The sequence below is a fragment of the Mycobacterium sp. 1245111.1 genome (genome assembly GCF_001673405.1).
Taxonomy (GTDB): domain Bacteria; phylum Actinomycetota; class Actinomycetes; order Mycobacteriales; family Mycobacteriaceae; genus Mycobacterium.
In genome coordinates, this window is sequence record NZ_LZLV01000146.1 from 1 (window position 1) to 13,305 (window position 13,305).

The 13,305-nt window shown below is 66.3% G+C and carries 14 protein-coding genes; 2 read left to right on the forward strand and 12 right to left on the reverse strand.

All coding sequences use genetic code 11. The features are described from left to right. The 8 genes from smc to sepIVA all read right to left on the reverse strand — a co-directional run. A partial coding sequence (smc, locus tag A5658_RS23715; RefSeq protein WP_156751626.1) for a chromosome segregation protein SMC occupies positions 1-1,947 on the reverse strand: 1,947 nt, incomplete at its 3' end. A gap of 66 nt (positions 1,948-2,013) precedes the next feature. After that, positions 2,014-2,298, reverse strand: a complete 285-nt coding sequence (locus tag A5658_RS23720) for an acylphosphatase (protein WP_067341035.1) — start codon at positions 2,296-2,298, stop codon at positions 2,014-2,016. Beyond that, a complete protein-coding gene (locus A5658_RS23725; protein WP_067341039.1) occupies positions 2,285-2,698 on the reverse strand; it encodes an OsmC family protein in 414 nt (137 codons plus the stop codon). Before A5658_RS23725 ends, A5658_RS23720 begins: the two co-directional genes overlap by 14 nt. A gap of 30 nt (positions 2,699-2,728) precedes the next feature. Then, complete coding sequence (locus A5658_RS23730; RefSeq protein WP_067341426.1) at positions 2,729-3,121, reverse strand: TM2 domain-containing protein; 393 nt, start codon at positions 3,119-3,121, stop codon at positions 2,729-2,731. A 71-nt stretch (positions 3,122-3,192) separates the two neighbouring features. After that, positions 3,193-4,053 carry a DNA-formamidopyrimidine glycosylase gene (gene mutM, locus A5658_RS23735; RefSeq protein ID WP_067341041.1) on the reverse strand — a complete coding sequence of 287 codons (861 nt, stop codon included), beginning with the start codon at positions 4,051-4,053 and terminating at the stop codon, positions 3,193-3,195. After that, positions 4,054-4,752: a ribonuclease III gene (rnc, locus tag A5658_RS23740; protein WP_067341044.1), complete on the reverse strand. Its 699-nt coding sequence runs from the start codon at positions 4,750-4,752 to the stop codon at positions 4,054-4,056. Then, entirely contained in the window at positions 4,745-5,329 is a 585-nt protein-coding gene (locus A5658_RS23745; RefSeq protein WP_067341047.1) for a DUF177 domain-containing protein, read from the reverse strand. Before A5658_RS23745 ends, rnc begins: the two co-directional genes overlap by 8 nt. A gap of 30 nt (positions 5,330-5,359) precedes the next feature. After that, positions 5,360-6,097, reverse strand: a complete 738-nt coding sequence (sepIVA, locus tag A5658_RS23750) for a cell division protein SepIVA (protein WP_067341050.1) — start codon at positions 6,095-6,097, stop codon at positions 5,360-5,362. 242 nt (positions 6,098-6,339) lie between these two features. Here sepIVA and A5658_RS23755 point away from each other — a divergent pair, with 242 nt between their 5' ends. After that, positions 6,340-7,500 (forward strand): permease, encoded by a 1,161-nt coding sequence (locus A5658_RS23755; RefSeq protein ID WP_067341052.1) that lies wholly within the window; start codon positions 6,340-6,342, stop codon positions 7,498-7,500. Positions 7,501-7,524: 24 nt separating this feature from the next. On the opposite strand, the gene A5658_RS23760 is transcribed toward A5658_RS23755, so the two are convergent. Continuing rightward, a complete protein-coding gene (locus tag A5658_RS23760; protein WP_197503205.1) occupies positions 7,525-8,004 on the reverse strand; it encodes a MarR family winged helix-turn-helix transcriptional regulator in 480 nt (159 codons plus the stop codon). A 172-nt stretch (positions 8,005-8,176) separates the two neighbouring features. On the opposite strand from A5658_RS23760, the gene A5658_RS23765 reads away from it, so the two are divergent. Then, complete coding sequence (locus A5658_RS23765; RefSeq protein ID WP_067341056.1) at positions 8,177-8,791, forward strand: hypothetical protein; 615 nt, start codon at positions 8,177-8,179, stop codon at positions 8,789-8,791. A gap of 49 nt (positions 8,792-8,840) precedes the next feature. Here A5658_RS23765 and coaD read toward each other — a convergent pair whose 3' ends face one another. The 3 genes from coaD to A5658_RS23780 are packed head-to-tail and all read right to left on the reverse strand — an operon-like array spanning position 8,841 to position 13,290. Next, positions 8,841-9,332: a pantetheine-phosphate adenylyltransferase gene (gene coaD, locus A5658_RS23770; RefSeq protein WP_067341058.1), complete on the reverse strand. Its 492-nt coding sequence runs from the start codon at positions 9,330-9,332 to the stop codon at positions 8,841-8,843. A gap of 23 nt (positions 9,333-9,355) precedes the next feature. Then, positions 9,356-9,910 (reverse strand): 16S rRNA (guanine(966)-N(2))-methyltransferase RsmD, encoded by a 555-nt coding sequence (gene rsmD / locus A5658_RS23775; protein ID WP_067341063.1) that lies wholly within the window; start codon positions 9,908-9,910, stop codon positions 9,356-9,358. Continuing rightward, positions 9,907-13,290 carry a pyruvate carboxylase gene (locus tag A5658_RS23780; protein ID WP_067341065.1) on the reverse strand — a complete coding sequence of 1,128 codons (3,384 nt, stop codon included), beginning with the start codon at positions 13,288-13,290 and terminating at the stop codon, positions 9,907-9,909. Before A5658_RS23780 ends, rsmD begins: the two co-directional genes overlap by 4 nt. Positions 13,291-13,305 lie beyond the last annotated feature (15 nt).

Below are 13,305 nucleotides of genomic sequence, written 5' to 3' on the forward strand. Positions count from 1 at the left end.
CCGGTACCGGTGGGAGCATTGCCCGACGGCGCACGCTGGGCTTTGGACCTCGTCGAGGTGCCCGCGCGGCTGCGCGGTGCGATGGTCGCCATGCTGTCGCGCGTCGCGGTGGTCGGCGGGTTGACGGAGGCGATGAATCTTGTTGCCGCGCAGCCGCGCGGGCACCTCGACGAGGTCCAAAGCCCAGCGTGCGCCGTCGGGCAATGCTCCCACCGGTACCGGCTCGTCAGCGGGCCAATCACCGAGCACGATGGCCGCGCGCCCACCGTCGGCCTGCTTCAGCGCGGCCACGGCATCCGTTGCCGCGGTGAAGCTTTCGGCCGCCACGGCGTCGGCGGCTGAGCCGAGGACAGCCGCCAGCGCCGCTTCGTAACCGGGCTGAACCTTGACCAGTTTCGCAATCGAGCCGAAAAGACCTGCGCTGCCCCGGTTTTGGGTCAACCAGGCAGCACCGTCCTTGCGCTCGAGGCCGACCGACAGCGCGTCGATGCGCGCGCGCAACGAGGCGACCTGCCGTTCGGCTGCGCGCTCGGCGGACTGCAATTCGGCGACCCGCTCGTCGGCCAGGCGCAGCGCCGCGACCGTGCGGTCGTGGTGCTCGTCGAGACCGACCTCACCCTGGTCGAGTTCGCCGACCCGGCCTTGCACCGTTTCGAATTCAACCTTGGTCTGTTGGGCGCGGGCGGCGGCCTCCTCGATGCGCTCCGAGAGTTTGGCGACACCATCGTCAATCGACTCCACCCGCGCCCGCATCGTCTCCACCTGGCCGGCCAACCGGGCCAAGCCCTCGCGGCGATCGGCCTCGGCCTGTACCGCCGCGAGATGAGCCTGTTCGGCCTCGGCGGCGGCGCGCTCCCGGTCGGCCAACTCCGCACGGGCGGCTTCGAGCCGAGTCCGGGCGCCGGCAAGCTCGCCGAGGAGCTGCTGCTCGGCCGCGGCCACCTGCACGGCCTCCGCCTCCAACTCGTCGGGGTCCGGGCCGCCGGTCGTCGCGGTCTCGACGTCCAGATGCTGCGCGCGCTCGGTGGCGATCCGGACGGTCGCACTGACCCGTTCGGCCAAGGCGGACAACCGAAACCAGGTCTGTTGCGCCAATTCCGCTCGCTCAGAAAGCGCCGACAACGCGGTCTCGTGGGCGGCCAGTTCTTCCGATGCCACCGCCATCCGGGCCGAGGCCTCGTCGTGCTCGCGGCGCAGCGTCGCCTCGGCATGGTTGGTGTTGTTGAGCTCGGATTGCCGGGTCACCACGTCGTCGGCGGCCAGCCGCAACCGGGCATCACGCAGGTCGGCCTGGATGCTCTGGGCGCGCCGGGCCACCTCGGCCTGCCGGCCCAGTGGCTTGAGCTGGCGACGCAGTTCGGTGGTCAGGTCGGTCAGCCGAGCAAGGTTCGCCGACATCGACTCGAGTTTGCGGACCGCCTTTTCCTTGCGCTTGCGGTGCTTGAGCACCCCGGCGGCTTCCTCGATGAACGCCCGGCGATCTTCGGGTCGCGATTCGAGGATTTCGTTGAGCTTGCCTTGCCCGACAATGACATGCATCTCCCGGCCGATCCCGGAGTCGCTCAGCAATTCCTGCACATCCATCAAACGGCAAGTGCTGCCGTTGATTTCGTATTCGCTGGCCCCGTCGCGGAACATCCGGCGGGTGATCGACACCTCGGAGTACTCGATCGGCAACGCGTTGTCGGAGTTGTCGATCGTCACGGTGACCTCGGCGCGGCCCAGCGGCGCACGCGACGAGGTGCCGGCGAAGATGACGTCCTCCATCTTGCCGCCACGCAATGTCTTGGCGCCCTGCTCCCCCATCACCCACGCCAGCGCGTCGACCACATTGGACTTGCCCGATCCGTTGGGGCCGACGACCGCGGTGATGCCCGGCTCGAACCGCAGAGTCGTCGGCGAGGCGAAGGACTTGAAGCCCTTCAGCGTCAGGCTCTTGAGGTACACGGCGAGCCAGACTACCGCCGTCTGGCGACGATGCGGAGCGCAACGCGGTCCGAGGAGGAGCCAGACTTATCTCTCAGAGAAGCCGCTGATGGGTTCGCCGCACGGCGACCAGTCGACAACGACTGTGTCGACATGGCCCGGGGTTTTTCCGCCTCGCAACAGCTGTAACAGCTGTTCACACGCGTCACGCGGACCCTGTGCAACGACCTGCACCCGGCCGTCCGGGCGGTTGGCGGCATAGCCGGCCAGACCCAGCTCCAGCGCCCGGGATCGGGTCCACCAGCGAAACCCGACGCCCTGCACCCGGCCGTGCACCCACGCGGTGAGCCGGACGGCCTCAGTGTCCGACATCGACGACCCGGAAGTCGACCTTCGTGCCGGCTTTCAGCGTTCGCCCCACCGTGCACACCTGGTCAACGGCGCGTCGAACCACGGTGAAGACTCGTGCCTTCTCGTCCGCGTCCAAGCCCGACAGGTCGATTTCGAGCTTCTCCTCCAGCAACGGGTAGACCTCTTGCTCACGGTCGGCGTCACCGGACACCCGGACCGTTGCCTGATAGTCGTCGCCGAGCCGACGGGCCAGCGGCAAGTCGCTGGACATCCCGCTGCAGGCGGCGAGCGCGATCTTCATCAGCTCTCCGGGCGTGAAAACCCCGTCGACGTCTTCAGAGCCGACGAGCACCTCCGCGCCGCGCGAGCTATGGCCGGTATAGCGACGCACTCCGGTGCGTTCGACCCACAGATCCGTCATCGTTCATTTGTACCGGGTGCCACGCGGGCGTCAGTCACGCAACGTGCGGCCCTGCGCGTCGCGGACGTTGCCCGTCAGCATCATGATCGCGTCGATGAACGGCCATATCCCGCCGATACCAAGGGTAAGGAAGGTCACCGCGATCTGGGCGATACCGATCCCGGTGTAGCCCAGATAGAACCGGCCCACGCCGAATCCTCCGAGGAACAGCTGGAGCAGGCCAGCAGTCAGCTTGCTCTTGTTGGACAACGGCTGACCGTAAGCGTCCACGTACGGCGTGCCGGGTGGATACGGCATCCCTGGCTGGCCCCCGGGCGGAGGATATGGCGGTTGCCAACCGGGATACCCGCCTTGCGGGGGCGGGTACTGTCCCTGCGGCATCGGCGGATACTCGAAAGGGTGCGGCTGTTCTGGCTCTGTCATGCGCCTGATGATGACGCAAAAGTGCGACCAAATCTCGCAGTCCGCCGCATACGCGAAAACCGACCGCTGTGTCAGGTCCGCGGCCGGGGCTGGCAATGGGGGCAGTAGAACGAGGACCGGTTCATGAATTTGTCCCGGCGGATCACCGCGCCGCAACGCGGACACGGCTTGCCTTCGCGGCCATAGACATTCAGCGAGCGGTCGAAGTAGCCGGACTGTCCGTTGACGTTGACGTACAGCGAGTCGAAGGACGTGCCGCCCTGGGCCAGCGCGTCGCGCATCACATCGGCGGCCGCCTGCAACAGGGTCGTCAGCTGAGGGCGGGTCAGCTTCTCGGCGAGTCGGGCGCCGTTGATCTTGGCCCGCCACAGCGATTCGTCGGCGTAGATGTTGCCGATTCCCGACACCACGGTCTGGTCGAGCAGTTGGCGCTTGATCTCGGAATGCTTGCGCCGCAACACTTTTACCACGGCATCGATGTCGAAGCGCGGGTCCAGCGGGTCACGCGCCACGTGCGCGACGGGGGTGGGAACCACGCTGCCGTCCACGGTGATCAGATCGGCCAGCATCCAGCCGCCGAACGTCCGCTGGTCGACGAAGCTCAGCGTGGTGCCGTCATCGAGGAGCGCCGCGATGCGCAGGTGGCCGGCGTTGGGGACCTCCCCGAGCAGCATCTGCCCGCTCATGCCGAGGTGCACGACGAGCGCCTGCTCTTCGCCGCTCGGCGCGTCCAGCGTGAGCCACAGATACTTTCCCCGTCTGTCGCTTCCGCTGATCCGCGCGTTCAGCAGTCGGGCCGTCAGGTCGGCGGGACCGGCTTCGTGGCGGCGAACGGCGCGCGGGTGGTGCACGCGGACGGCGGTGATCGTCTTGCCCAGCACGTGGGCCGCCAGTCCGCGCCGCACCACCTCGACTTCGGGTAGCTCGGGCATCTAGCCGGCGGTTTCCCCGGGTAGGGCCCCGTCGAGCTGGTTCAACGCCTGGCAGGCCTGCTCGGCGGCCTTCTGCTCGGCTTCTTTTTTGGTCCGGCCGATTCCCGAGCCGTACTGAGTGTCCATCACGACCACCACCGCGGTGAACTCCCGCTTGTGATCGGGCCCGGTGGCGGTGACGCGATACGACACCGCTCCGAGGCCGCGGGCCGCCGTCAACTCCTGCAGGCTGGTCTTCCAATCCAAAAGGCCGCCGGCATCCAGCAATTCGCTGAACAACCGGAGGATGACGCGTCGCGCAGCTTCGATGCCGTGGTGCAAATAGATTGCGCCAAGCAGAGATTCGAGACTGTCAGCGAGAATGCTGGATTTGTCCGTTCCCCCGGATTTGAGCTCGCCGCGGCCCAGCAGCAGGTGCGCCCCGAGTCCCTGATCGGTCAGCGTGCGCGCAACCTCGGCCAGTGCCTGGGTATTCACTACGCCGGCACGCATCTTGGCCAGATCGCTTTCCGGGCGCAGCGGATGCCGGTGATATAGCTCGTCGGTCACGGTCAGGCCTAGCACGGCATCACCGAGGAATTCCAGCCGCTCGTTGGTGGGCAGACCCCCGTGCTCGTAGGCGTAGCTGCGATGGGTCAGCGCCAACGTCAACAAGTCATCGGGCAGGTCGACCTCGAGCGCGGCGAGCAGATCACTCACTGACGGCCCCGTCGCTGTCGCCGAGCATCGTCGTCAGCTTCGCCCAGCGCGGGTCGATCTGGTCATGGTGATGCCCAGGCTCGGCGGTCGCCAGCGCAACGCCGCAGGTGGCGCACAGCCCCGGGCAGTCGTCCCGGCATACCGGCGAAAACGGCAGTTCCAGGCCTACCGCGTCGATGATCGGTTGTTCCAGGTCCACGGTGTCTGCGACGACGTGACCGACCTCGTCTTCCTCGGTGGTCGCCTGCGTAAGGCTGTCCGGGTAGGCGAACAGCTCGGTGAGGTGTACGTCGATCTGCCGTTCGAACGGCGTTAGGCAGCGCGAACAGTCGCCGGTAATCGGCGCCGACATCGTCCCGGTCACCAGCACGCCTTCCGACACCGACTCCACCCGCAGATCGAGGTCCAGTGGGGCGCCGGCCTCGATCCCGATCATGTCGAGGCCGATGCGCGCCGGGTTGGCCACCGTCTCGTGCACGGCGAACATCGCTCCGGGACGTCGGCCCAGCCGCGCGATGTTGACGACGAGCGGCGAGTCCGAACGTGGTTGTGCCGCGTGGCTGTGTTGGCGCGCCATGTCCGCAATTCTACGGACGCCTACCAGCGGCTACCGCTGCGCGTAGTCGTGCACGCCCGCCGCCGTCCGCAACTGGTGACGGCCGCGGTTGACCGAGCGCAAGGTGGTGTTGAGGTGCTCTTCGAACTCGGCGAGCTTGCTGTCGACGTAAATGTCGCATTCGCCGCGCAGCCGATCGGCCTCCACATGTGCCGCGTCGATCAACCGGGCGGACTCGGCGTTGGCCGCCTGCACGACCTCGGTCTGCGACACCAGCCGTTGCTGCTCTTTGATGCCCTCTTGGACGGCCTTCTCGTAGGAGATGTTGCCGTTCTCGATCAGCCGGTCGGCCTCGGACTTCGCCCGGGTGGTGGCGGCCTCGTACTCGCGCTTGGCCGACGCGGCGAGGCGCGCCGCTTCTTCGCGGGCCTCGCCGAGCATCCGTTCGCTGTGCTGACGTGCTTCGGCGACCATCCGGTCGGCCTGCGCCTTGGCGTCGGCCAGAATCCGGTCGGCTTCGGCGCGGGCGTGGTTGACCATCGACTCCGACTCGGCACTCGCCGAGGACACCGTGGCATCGGCGTGCGCTTTGGCTTCGTGCAAGAGCGAGTCGCGGGCGTCCAGTACGTCCTGGGCGTCATCCAGTTCGCCGGGGATCGCATCTTTGATGTCGTCGATCAATTCCAGGACGTCACCGCGTGGCACCACGCAGCCGGCGGTCATCGGAAGGCCACGAGCTTCCTCGACAATGGCGCCCAGCTCATCGAGCGCCTCAAAAACTCGGTACACGGCAACACCCTCCCGGCTTCGTTGTTGTTACCAGTGTGCCTGGTGTTGCTTCTGTGACTGTGCTTCCACGCCCGGTGTGTCGGGCTTTTAAGTCTCAAAACTGTCGCGATTACCTGCACACTTGACGTAATTATGTCGACTCGCCCGTTTCCGCGGCAATCCTGGGCTGCCGTCAACATGCGATTCGGAATACCGACATACGGGTAAGGAATACCCCCTGGGGGTATTTGGTTGGAGGCGCTATGGCACACGCGGTAATTCACGCCCTGTCACTGGCCGGGTCGATGACGTGGGAGATCCTATGGGCCTTGATCCTGGGCTTCGCGTTGTCTGCGGTGGTACAGGCAATCGTGCGCAGGTCGACCGTCGTGGCACTGCTCGGCGACGACCGCCCCCGCACCCTGGCCTTGGCCGCCGGCCTGGGCGCGGCGTCCTCGTCGTGCTCCTACGCCGCGGTTGCGCTGGCCAGGTCGCTGTTTCGCAAGGGCGCCGACTTCACCGCCGCGATGGCCTTCGAAATCGGCTCGACGAATCTGGTCGTCGAGTTGGGGATCATCTTGGCCTTGCTGATGGGTTGGCAGTTCACCGCGGCGGAATTCGTCGGCGGCCCGGTGATGATCGTGGCCCTGGCCGTGCTGTTCCGGTTTTTCCTGCGGTCGCGACTGGTCGACGCCGCCCGCAGGCAGGCCGACTTAGGACTGGCAGGTTCGATGGAAGGCCATGCGGCGATGGACATGTCGGTGCAGGGCGACGGTTCGTTCTTGCGACGGTTGTTGTCGCGAGAGGGATTTACCTCGGTGTCCCACCTCTTCGTGATGGAGTGGGCCGCGATCCTGCGCGACCTCGTCGTCGGACTGCTGATCGCTGGCGCCGTTGCGGCCTGGGTGCCCGAATCCTTCTGGCAGCATTTCTTTTTCAGCGATCACCCGGTGTGGTCGGCGCTGTGGGGGCCGATCGTGGGCCCAGTCGTCGCGATCGTCTCGTTCGTCTGCTCGATCGGCAACGTGCCACTGGCCGCCGTGTTGTGGAACGGCGGCATCAGCTTCGGCGGCGTCGTCGCATTCATCTTCGCCGACCTGCTGATCCTGCCGATCTTGAACATCTACCGGAAGTACTACGGCACCGCCATGATGCTGACGTTGCTGGGCACCTTTTATGCTGCGATGGTCGCAGCCGGTTATGTGGTCGAATTCCTCTTCGGGACTGCGGGTCTCGTTCCGTCGCACCGCAACGCGATATCGATGGAGGCTGGAATCTCCTGGAACTACACCACATGGCTGAACATCGTGTTCCTCGGGCTTGCGGCGGTGCTGGTCGCCCGCTTCGTGATCACCGGCGGCATCCCGATGCTGCGCGCGATGGGCGGCTCCCCCGATGCGGAGCACGGACACCACTGCCACTGATGGCAAATAGCGTTGTCCGCGAACCTAACTGAGCCCAGCGCTACCACCCGTGGCGCAAGCCGAGGTTTCGTCCGCCGAGGGGTGCCCAGCGCGATAGAGCAACGATTTGAGTTGGCGCCGATCGGCAACGCTGAGGTGGGCCAGCAGCTGCTCGTCTGCGGAGCCGACGGCCTCCTCGGCGCGCTTGAGCAATGCCTTGCCTTTGCGCGTCAGCTGAGCGGGTAGCGCACGGCCCGAGGCTGCCGTCGCGGGACGGGTGACCAGGCCAGCCTCCTGCAGCCCTTGCAAGACCTGGTTCATTGCTTGCGCGGTCACGTGCGTATGCCGGGCAAGTTCGGCGCTGGTGCGGCCGGGATCGTCGTCGAGAATGCGCATGCAGACGAATTCGGGCAACCCGAGACCGAGCGGTCGCAATGCCTGGACCGCGTGGGGCCGCAACCGCGCCATCAAGCCGCGGACCAGGAAGCCCAGGGGTTGATCCTCGAATTCGCTCATCCCCACCATGCTGACATGAAAGTGCAGGTCTAGTGCCGCATTGGTCGACGCAAGGGCGCGTCATCCGCATTGATATCAAGTTCCTTGACACGCACCCGGGGCGCGGGTATCAAGGAGCTAGATATCCAAATCGGCGGTCGGGTCGCAGGGAGTCGTCGCCGTTAACTGAAGGAGAACAAGGATGTTCGGTGGTGGATTTGCGGGCGGCCCCGGGTGGGGTGGCCCAGGGTTGGGCGGACCGGGCTTTGGTGGCCCGGGCTTTGGTGGCCCAGGCTGGGGCGCACCCGGTTTCGGTGGTCACGGCTGGGGAGGACACGGCGGACCCGGCGGCCCCGGATTCGGTGGACGCCACAAGCGCGTCGTGGTCGGCACGGCGGCGCTGCTGCTCGACGGACCCGCGAACGCGGAGCAGATCGTGCAGCGGGTTTCCGAGGCGACCGACGGCGCCTTCGCGCCTCCGCAGGGCATAGTCGAGCTTGCGATCGGGAAGTTGGCCGGCCGCGGGTTCGTAACCGTCGACGACGGAGTGGCTACCCTGACCGAGCTGGGCCGGAATGTCCTGCAGTGGAAGGGAATCAGCAGCGAGACCATTCACGCAAGGCTGGCGCAGGCCGGTAAGTTCGGCGACGTCGCGAAGATCCGTTGGGGACTGTTCGAACTCGCCGGGTTGGCGCGGACCATCCATTGGTCGGGCACTGACGCGCAGAAGGAGAAACTGGCCGAAGCGCGGACCAAGGTCCTGACAGCGATCACCGAGGCCAAGCAGTCACTGCACGGGGCACTCGCGGAGAGCTGACCTCAACCAAATCGTCAGCGCGGCCGTGGCTTTCGCCCGGCCGCGTTGGCTATTTACCACCCTTGGCCGATCGCAGTTTTTCGGCCAGCCGGCGATTAACGCCGTCGGGCAACAGCTTTGACACGTCGCCGCCCAGCGTCGCGACCTCTTTGGCCAATGACGACGACACGAACGAGTACTGCGGCGACGTCGCCACGAAAAATGTGTCCACGCCGGCGATGTGCTTGTTCATCTGCGCCATCTGGAGCTCGTACTCGAAATCCGTGCCGGTGCGCAGGCCCTTGACGATCGCGGTCATGCCGTGCGAGGTCACGAAATCGACCACCAGGCCCTGTCCGGGCTCGACGCGCAAGTTCGGTAGATGCGACGTCGCGTCGTCGATCATCGCGATCCGCTCGTCGACGTCGAACATTCCCTTTTTGGCCGGGTTGACCAGGATCGCCACCACCACCTCGTCGAACTGGGCCGCGGCTCGTTCGAAGACGTCGATGTGGCCCAACGTCACCGGATCGAAAGATCCCGGGCATACGGCGCCGCTCATGTGGCATGACGGTACACGCCGAGTCACAGCCGTTCGGCCAGCTCCAGGCGGGTGTCGCCGTAAATCCGATGCGGCCAGGGGTCCCACCCGTCGGGCCAGCTCACCTCTCGACTCCCAGTCGCGCGCTCGACGACGGCGACGGTTCCCTCATGCACCCAGCCGTTCGCCGTCAATGCGGTGAGCAGGCGCTCGACCTCGCCCGCGTCGACGTCATACGGCGGATCCGCCAGCACAAGACCGACCGGCGCAGTGGCCTTGGCGGCCAACACGTCGGCGACGCGGCCGCGTCGCAGGATTGCCCCGGGCAAGCCGAGGGTGGCGATGTTGCGTTCGATCACCGCCGCCGCGCGCCGGTCCGACTCGACGAACAGTGCCGATGCTGCGCCTCGCGACAACGCCTCGAGGCCCAGCGCACCCGAGCCCGCGTACAGGTCGAGCACCGCAAGACCCGACACGTCCAGCCGAGCGGTCACGATGTTGAACAGCGACTCCCGCACCCGATCGGTGGTCGGCCGGGTTCCCTGCGGCGGGACCGCGATCCGACGGCCTCCGGCGACACCGCCGACGATGCGCGTCAGCCGAGCACCACCAGCAGGTCCCCACCTTCGACCTGCGCGGTGTCCGACACGGCCACTCGCTCGACGGTGCCGTCGGCGGGCGCGGTGATCGGCGCTTCCATCTTCATCGCCTCGATCGTGGCGATCGTCTGGCCGGCATGCACCTGGTCCCCGGCGGAAATCCCGACGGTCACCACACCGGCGAACGGCGCGGCGACATGATTCGGATTGCCCTTCTCTGCCTTTTCCGCGGCCGGTATTTCGCTGGCAATACTGCGATCCCGGACCTCCACCGGTCTCAGCTGGCCGTTGAGAATGAACATCACCGTGCGCATGCCGCGTTCGTCGGGCTCGGAGATCGCCTCCAATCCGATCAGCAGCTCGACGCCGGGCTCCAACTGCACCCGGTGCTCCTCGCCTTGCCGCAGGCCGTAGAAGAACTGATTGGCCGACAATCGGGAAATGTCACCGTAGGTCTCCCGGTGAGTCTCGAATTCCTTTGTCGGGCCCGGGAATAGCAGCCGGTTCAGGGTCGCCTGACGCTTGTGCCCCTGCAGGCCCAATGCGGTTTCGTCTTCCGGTGTCAACTCCTCGATCGGCTTGGGCTCGCCACGGCCGGCCAGGGCTTTGGTCCGCAGCGGTTCGGGCCAACCGCCCGCCGGATCGCCGAGGTCGCCGCGCAGAAACCCGAGGACGGATTCGGGAATGTCGAATTGCTCAGGGTTCGAGGCGAATTCGTCGGCGCTCAGGCCCGCGCCAACGAGCGCCAGCGCAAGGTCGCCGACCACCTTCGACGACGGCGTGACCTTGATCAGCCGACCCAGTACCCGGTCGGCGCCGGCGTAGGCCTCCTCGACTTCTTCGAACCGGTCCCCTAGCCCCAGCGCGATCGCCTGCTGGCGGAGATTCGACAGTTGCCCGCCGGGGATCTCGTGGTGATACACCCGCCCGGTGGGCCCCGGTAGACCGGATTCGAACGGCGCGTAGACCTTTCGCAATGCCTCCCAGTACGGCTCCAGCTCGCACACCGCCGACAGTGACAACCCGGTGTCGTAGTCGGTGTGCGCGGCGGCCGCCACGATCGAGCTCAACGCGGGCTGGCTGGTGGTTCCCGCCATCGGGGCCGATGCGCCGTCGACTGCGTCGGCTCCGGCCTGCCACGCAGCGATGTAGCTGGCTAGTTGGCCGCCCGGAGTGTCGTGGGTGTGCACGTGCACCGGCAGATCGAAGCGACTCCGCAGTGCACCGACGAGATCGCGTGCCGCCTGAGGGCGCAGCAGGCCGGCCATGTCCTTGATCGCCAGCACATGAGCGCCGGCTTCGACGATCTGGTCGGCCAGCTTCAGGTAGTAGTCCAGCGTGTAGAGATTCTCAGCCGGATCGGACAGGTCACCGGTGTAGCACATCGCGACTTCGGCTATCGCAGAGCCGGTTTCGCGTACCGCATCGATCGCGGGTCGCATCGAGTCGAGGTTGTTCAACGCGTCGAAGATCCGGAAGATGTCGATCCCCGTCGCCGTGGCTTCTTCCACGAACGCCGACGTGACCAGCTCCGGATACGGCGTATACCCAACAGTGTTGCGGCCCCGCAGCAGCATCTGCAGGCAGATGTTGGGCATCAGTTCGCGTAGTTCGGCCAGCCGCTCCCAGGGATCTTCCTTCAGGAACCGAAGCGCCACATCATATGTCGCGCCGCCCCAGCACTCCACGGACAGCAACTGCGGCATCGTCCGGGCGATATAGGGCGCGACGAGGCCGAGGCCGCTGGTGCGCACCCGGGTCGCCAGCAGCGACTGGTGGGCGTCCCGGAAGGTCGTGTCGGTGACACGAACTCCCGACGAGTCCCGCAGCCACCGCGCAAACCCTTCGGGGCCCAATTCAACCAGCAGCTGCTTGGAGCCGGCCGGCGGCGCCTTGCTCAGATCTATGTCGGGTAGCTTGTCCTGCGGGTACACCGCCGACGGCCGGGACCCGTGCGGCTTGTTGACCGTCACGTCGGCCAGGTAGTTGAGGATCTTGGTGCCCCGGTCGGCGGATGATCGCGCAGTGAGCAACGCCGGGTGCTCTTCGATGAACGAGGTGGTGATGCGGCCGGCCTGGAAATCCGGGTCGTCCAGGATTGCTTGCAGGAATGGGATATTCGTCGATACCCCGCGAATGCGGAATTCCGCGATCGCGCGCCGTGCCCGATTGATCGCGGTGGTGAAGTCGCGGCCCCGGCAGGTCAGTTTGACCAGCATGGAATCGAAGTGGGCGCTGATCTCGGCGCCTAGGTTCGTTCCGCCGTCGAGACGGATGCCCGCCCCGCCCGGGCTGCGGTAGGTGGTGATCCGGCCGGTGTCGGGACGGAATCCGTTGGCCGGGTCTTCGGTCGTGATCCGGCATTGCAGCGCGGCGCCGCGGGGGCGGATGGATTCTTGCCGTAATCCCAAATCCTCCAGGGTTTCTCCACCTGCGATGCGCAGTTGGCTGGAGACCAGGTCGACGTCGGTGATTTCCTCGGTCACGGTGTGCTCGACCTGGATGCGCGGATTCATCTCGATGAAGACATGATGACCACGCTCGTCGAGCAGGAACTCCACGGTGCCCGCGCAGCTGTAGCCGATGTGGCGCGCGAAGGCCACCGCGTCGGCGCAGATCTTCATCCGCAACTCCGCCGACAGGTTCGGGGCCGGCGCCAGCTCGACGACCTTCTGGTGGCGCCGCTGCACACTGCAATCTCGCTCGTAGAGATGAATCACGTTGCCGTGGGTGTCCGCCAGGATCTGAACCTCGATGTGGCGGGGATTGAGCACCGCCTGTTCGAGGTAGACCGTCGGATCTCCGAACGCCGATTCGGCCTCGCGGCTGGCGGCTTCGATGGCTTCGGGCAATGCTTCGGCGTCGGCGACCCGCCGCATCCCGCGTCCACCGCCCCCGGCAACGGCCTTGACGAACAACGGGAATTCCATCTCGGCCGACGCGGACACCAGCTCGTCGACCGACGACGACGGTGTCGACGACTTCAGCACTGGCAGACCCGCTTCGCGAGCCGCGGCGACGGCGCGGGACTTGTTGCCGGTCAGCGAAAGCACTTCGGCCTTAGGGCCGACAAATGTGATGCCTTTCTTCGCGCATTCGGCGGCCAGCTGAGGGTTTTCCGACAGAAAACCGTAGCCCGGATACACCGCGTCGGCCCCCGCGCGACGAGCGGTGTCGACGATGTCGCTGACCGACAGATACGCACGAACCGGGTGGCCGATCTCGCCGATCTGGTAGGACTCGTCGGCTTTCAAGCGGTGCAACGAATTTCGGTCTTCGTACGGATAGACGGCGACGGTGCCGACGCCGAGTTCGTAGGCGGCGCGAAACGCCCGAACGGCGATCTCGCCGCGATTGGCAACCAGCACTTTGGAGATCAACGTACGTCCCTAACT

Bases quoted from the DNA above. Each gene is read 5' to 3' on its own strand.
- A5658_RS23720 (WP_067341035.1), bottom strand. From the start codon at position 2,298: ATGTCGGACACTGAGGCCGTCCGGCTCACCGCGTGGGTGCACGGCCGG.
- A5658_RS23725 (WP_067341039.1), bottom strand. From the start codon at position 2,698: ATGACGGATCTGTGGGTCGAACGCACCGGAGTGCGTCGCTATACCGGC.
- A5658_RS23730 (WP_067341426.1), bottom strand. From the start codon at position 3,121: ATGACAGAGCCAGAACAGCCGCACCCTTTCGAGTATCCGCCGATGCCG.
- mutM (WP_067341041.1), bottom strand. From the start codon at position 4,053: ATGCCCGAGCTACCCGAAGTCGAGGTGGTGCGGCGCGGACTGGCGGCC.
- A5658_RS23745 (WP_067341047.1), bottom strand. From the start codon at position 5,329: ATGGCGCGCCAACACAGCCACGCGGCACAACCACGTTCGGACTCGCCG.
- A5658_RS23755 (WP_067341052.1), top strand. From the start codon at position 6,340: ATGGCACACGCGGTAATTCACGCCCTGTCACTGGCCGGGTCGATGACG.
- A5658_RS23760 (WP_197503205.1), bottom strand. From the start codon at position 8,004: ATGGTGGGGATGAGCGAATTCGAGGATCAACCCCTGGGCTTCCTGGTC.
- A5658_RS23765 (WP_067341056.1), top strand. From the start codon at position 8,177: ATGTTCGGTGGTGGATTTGCGGGCGGCCCCGGGTGGGGTGGCCCAGGG.
- coaD (WP_067341058.1), bottom strand. From the start codon at position 9,332: ATGAGCGGCGCCGTATGCCCGGGATCTTTCGATCCGGTGACGTTGGGC.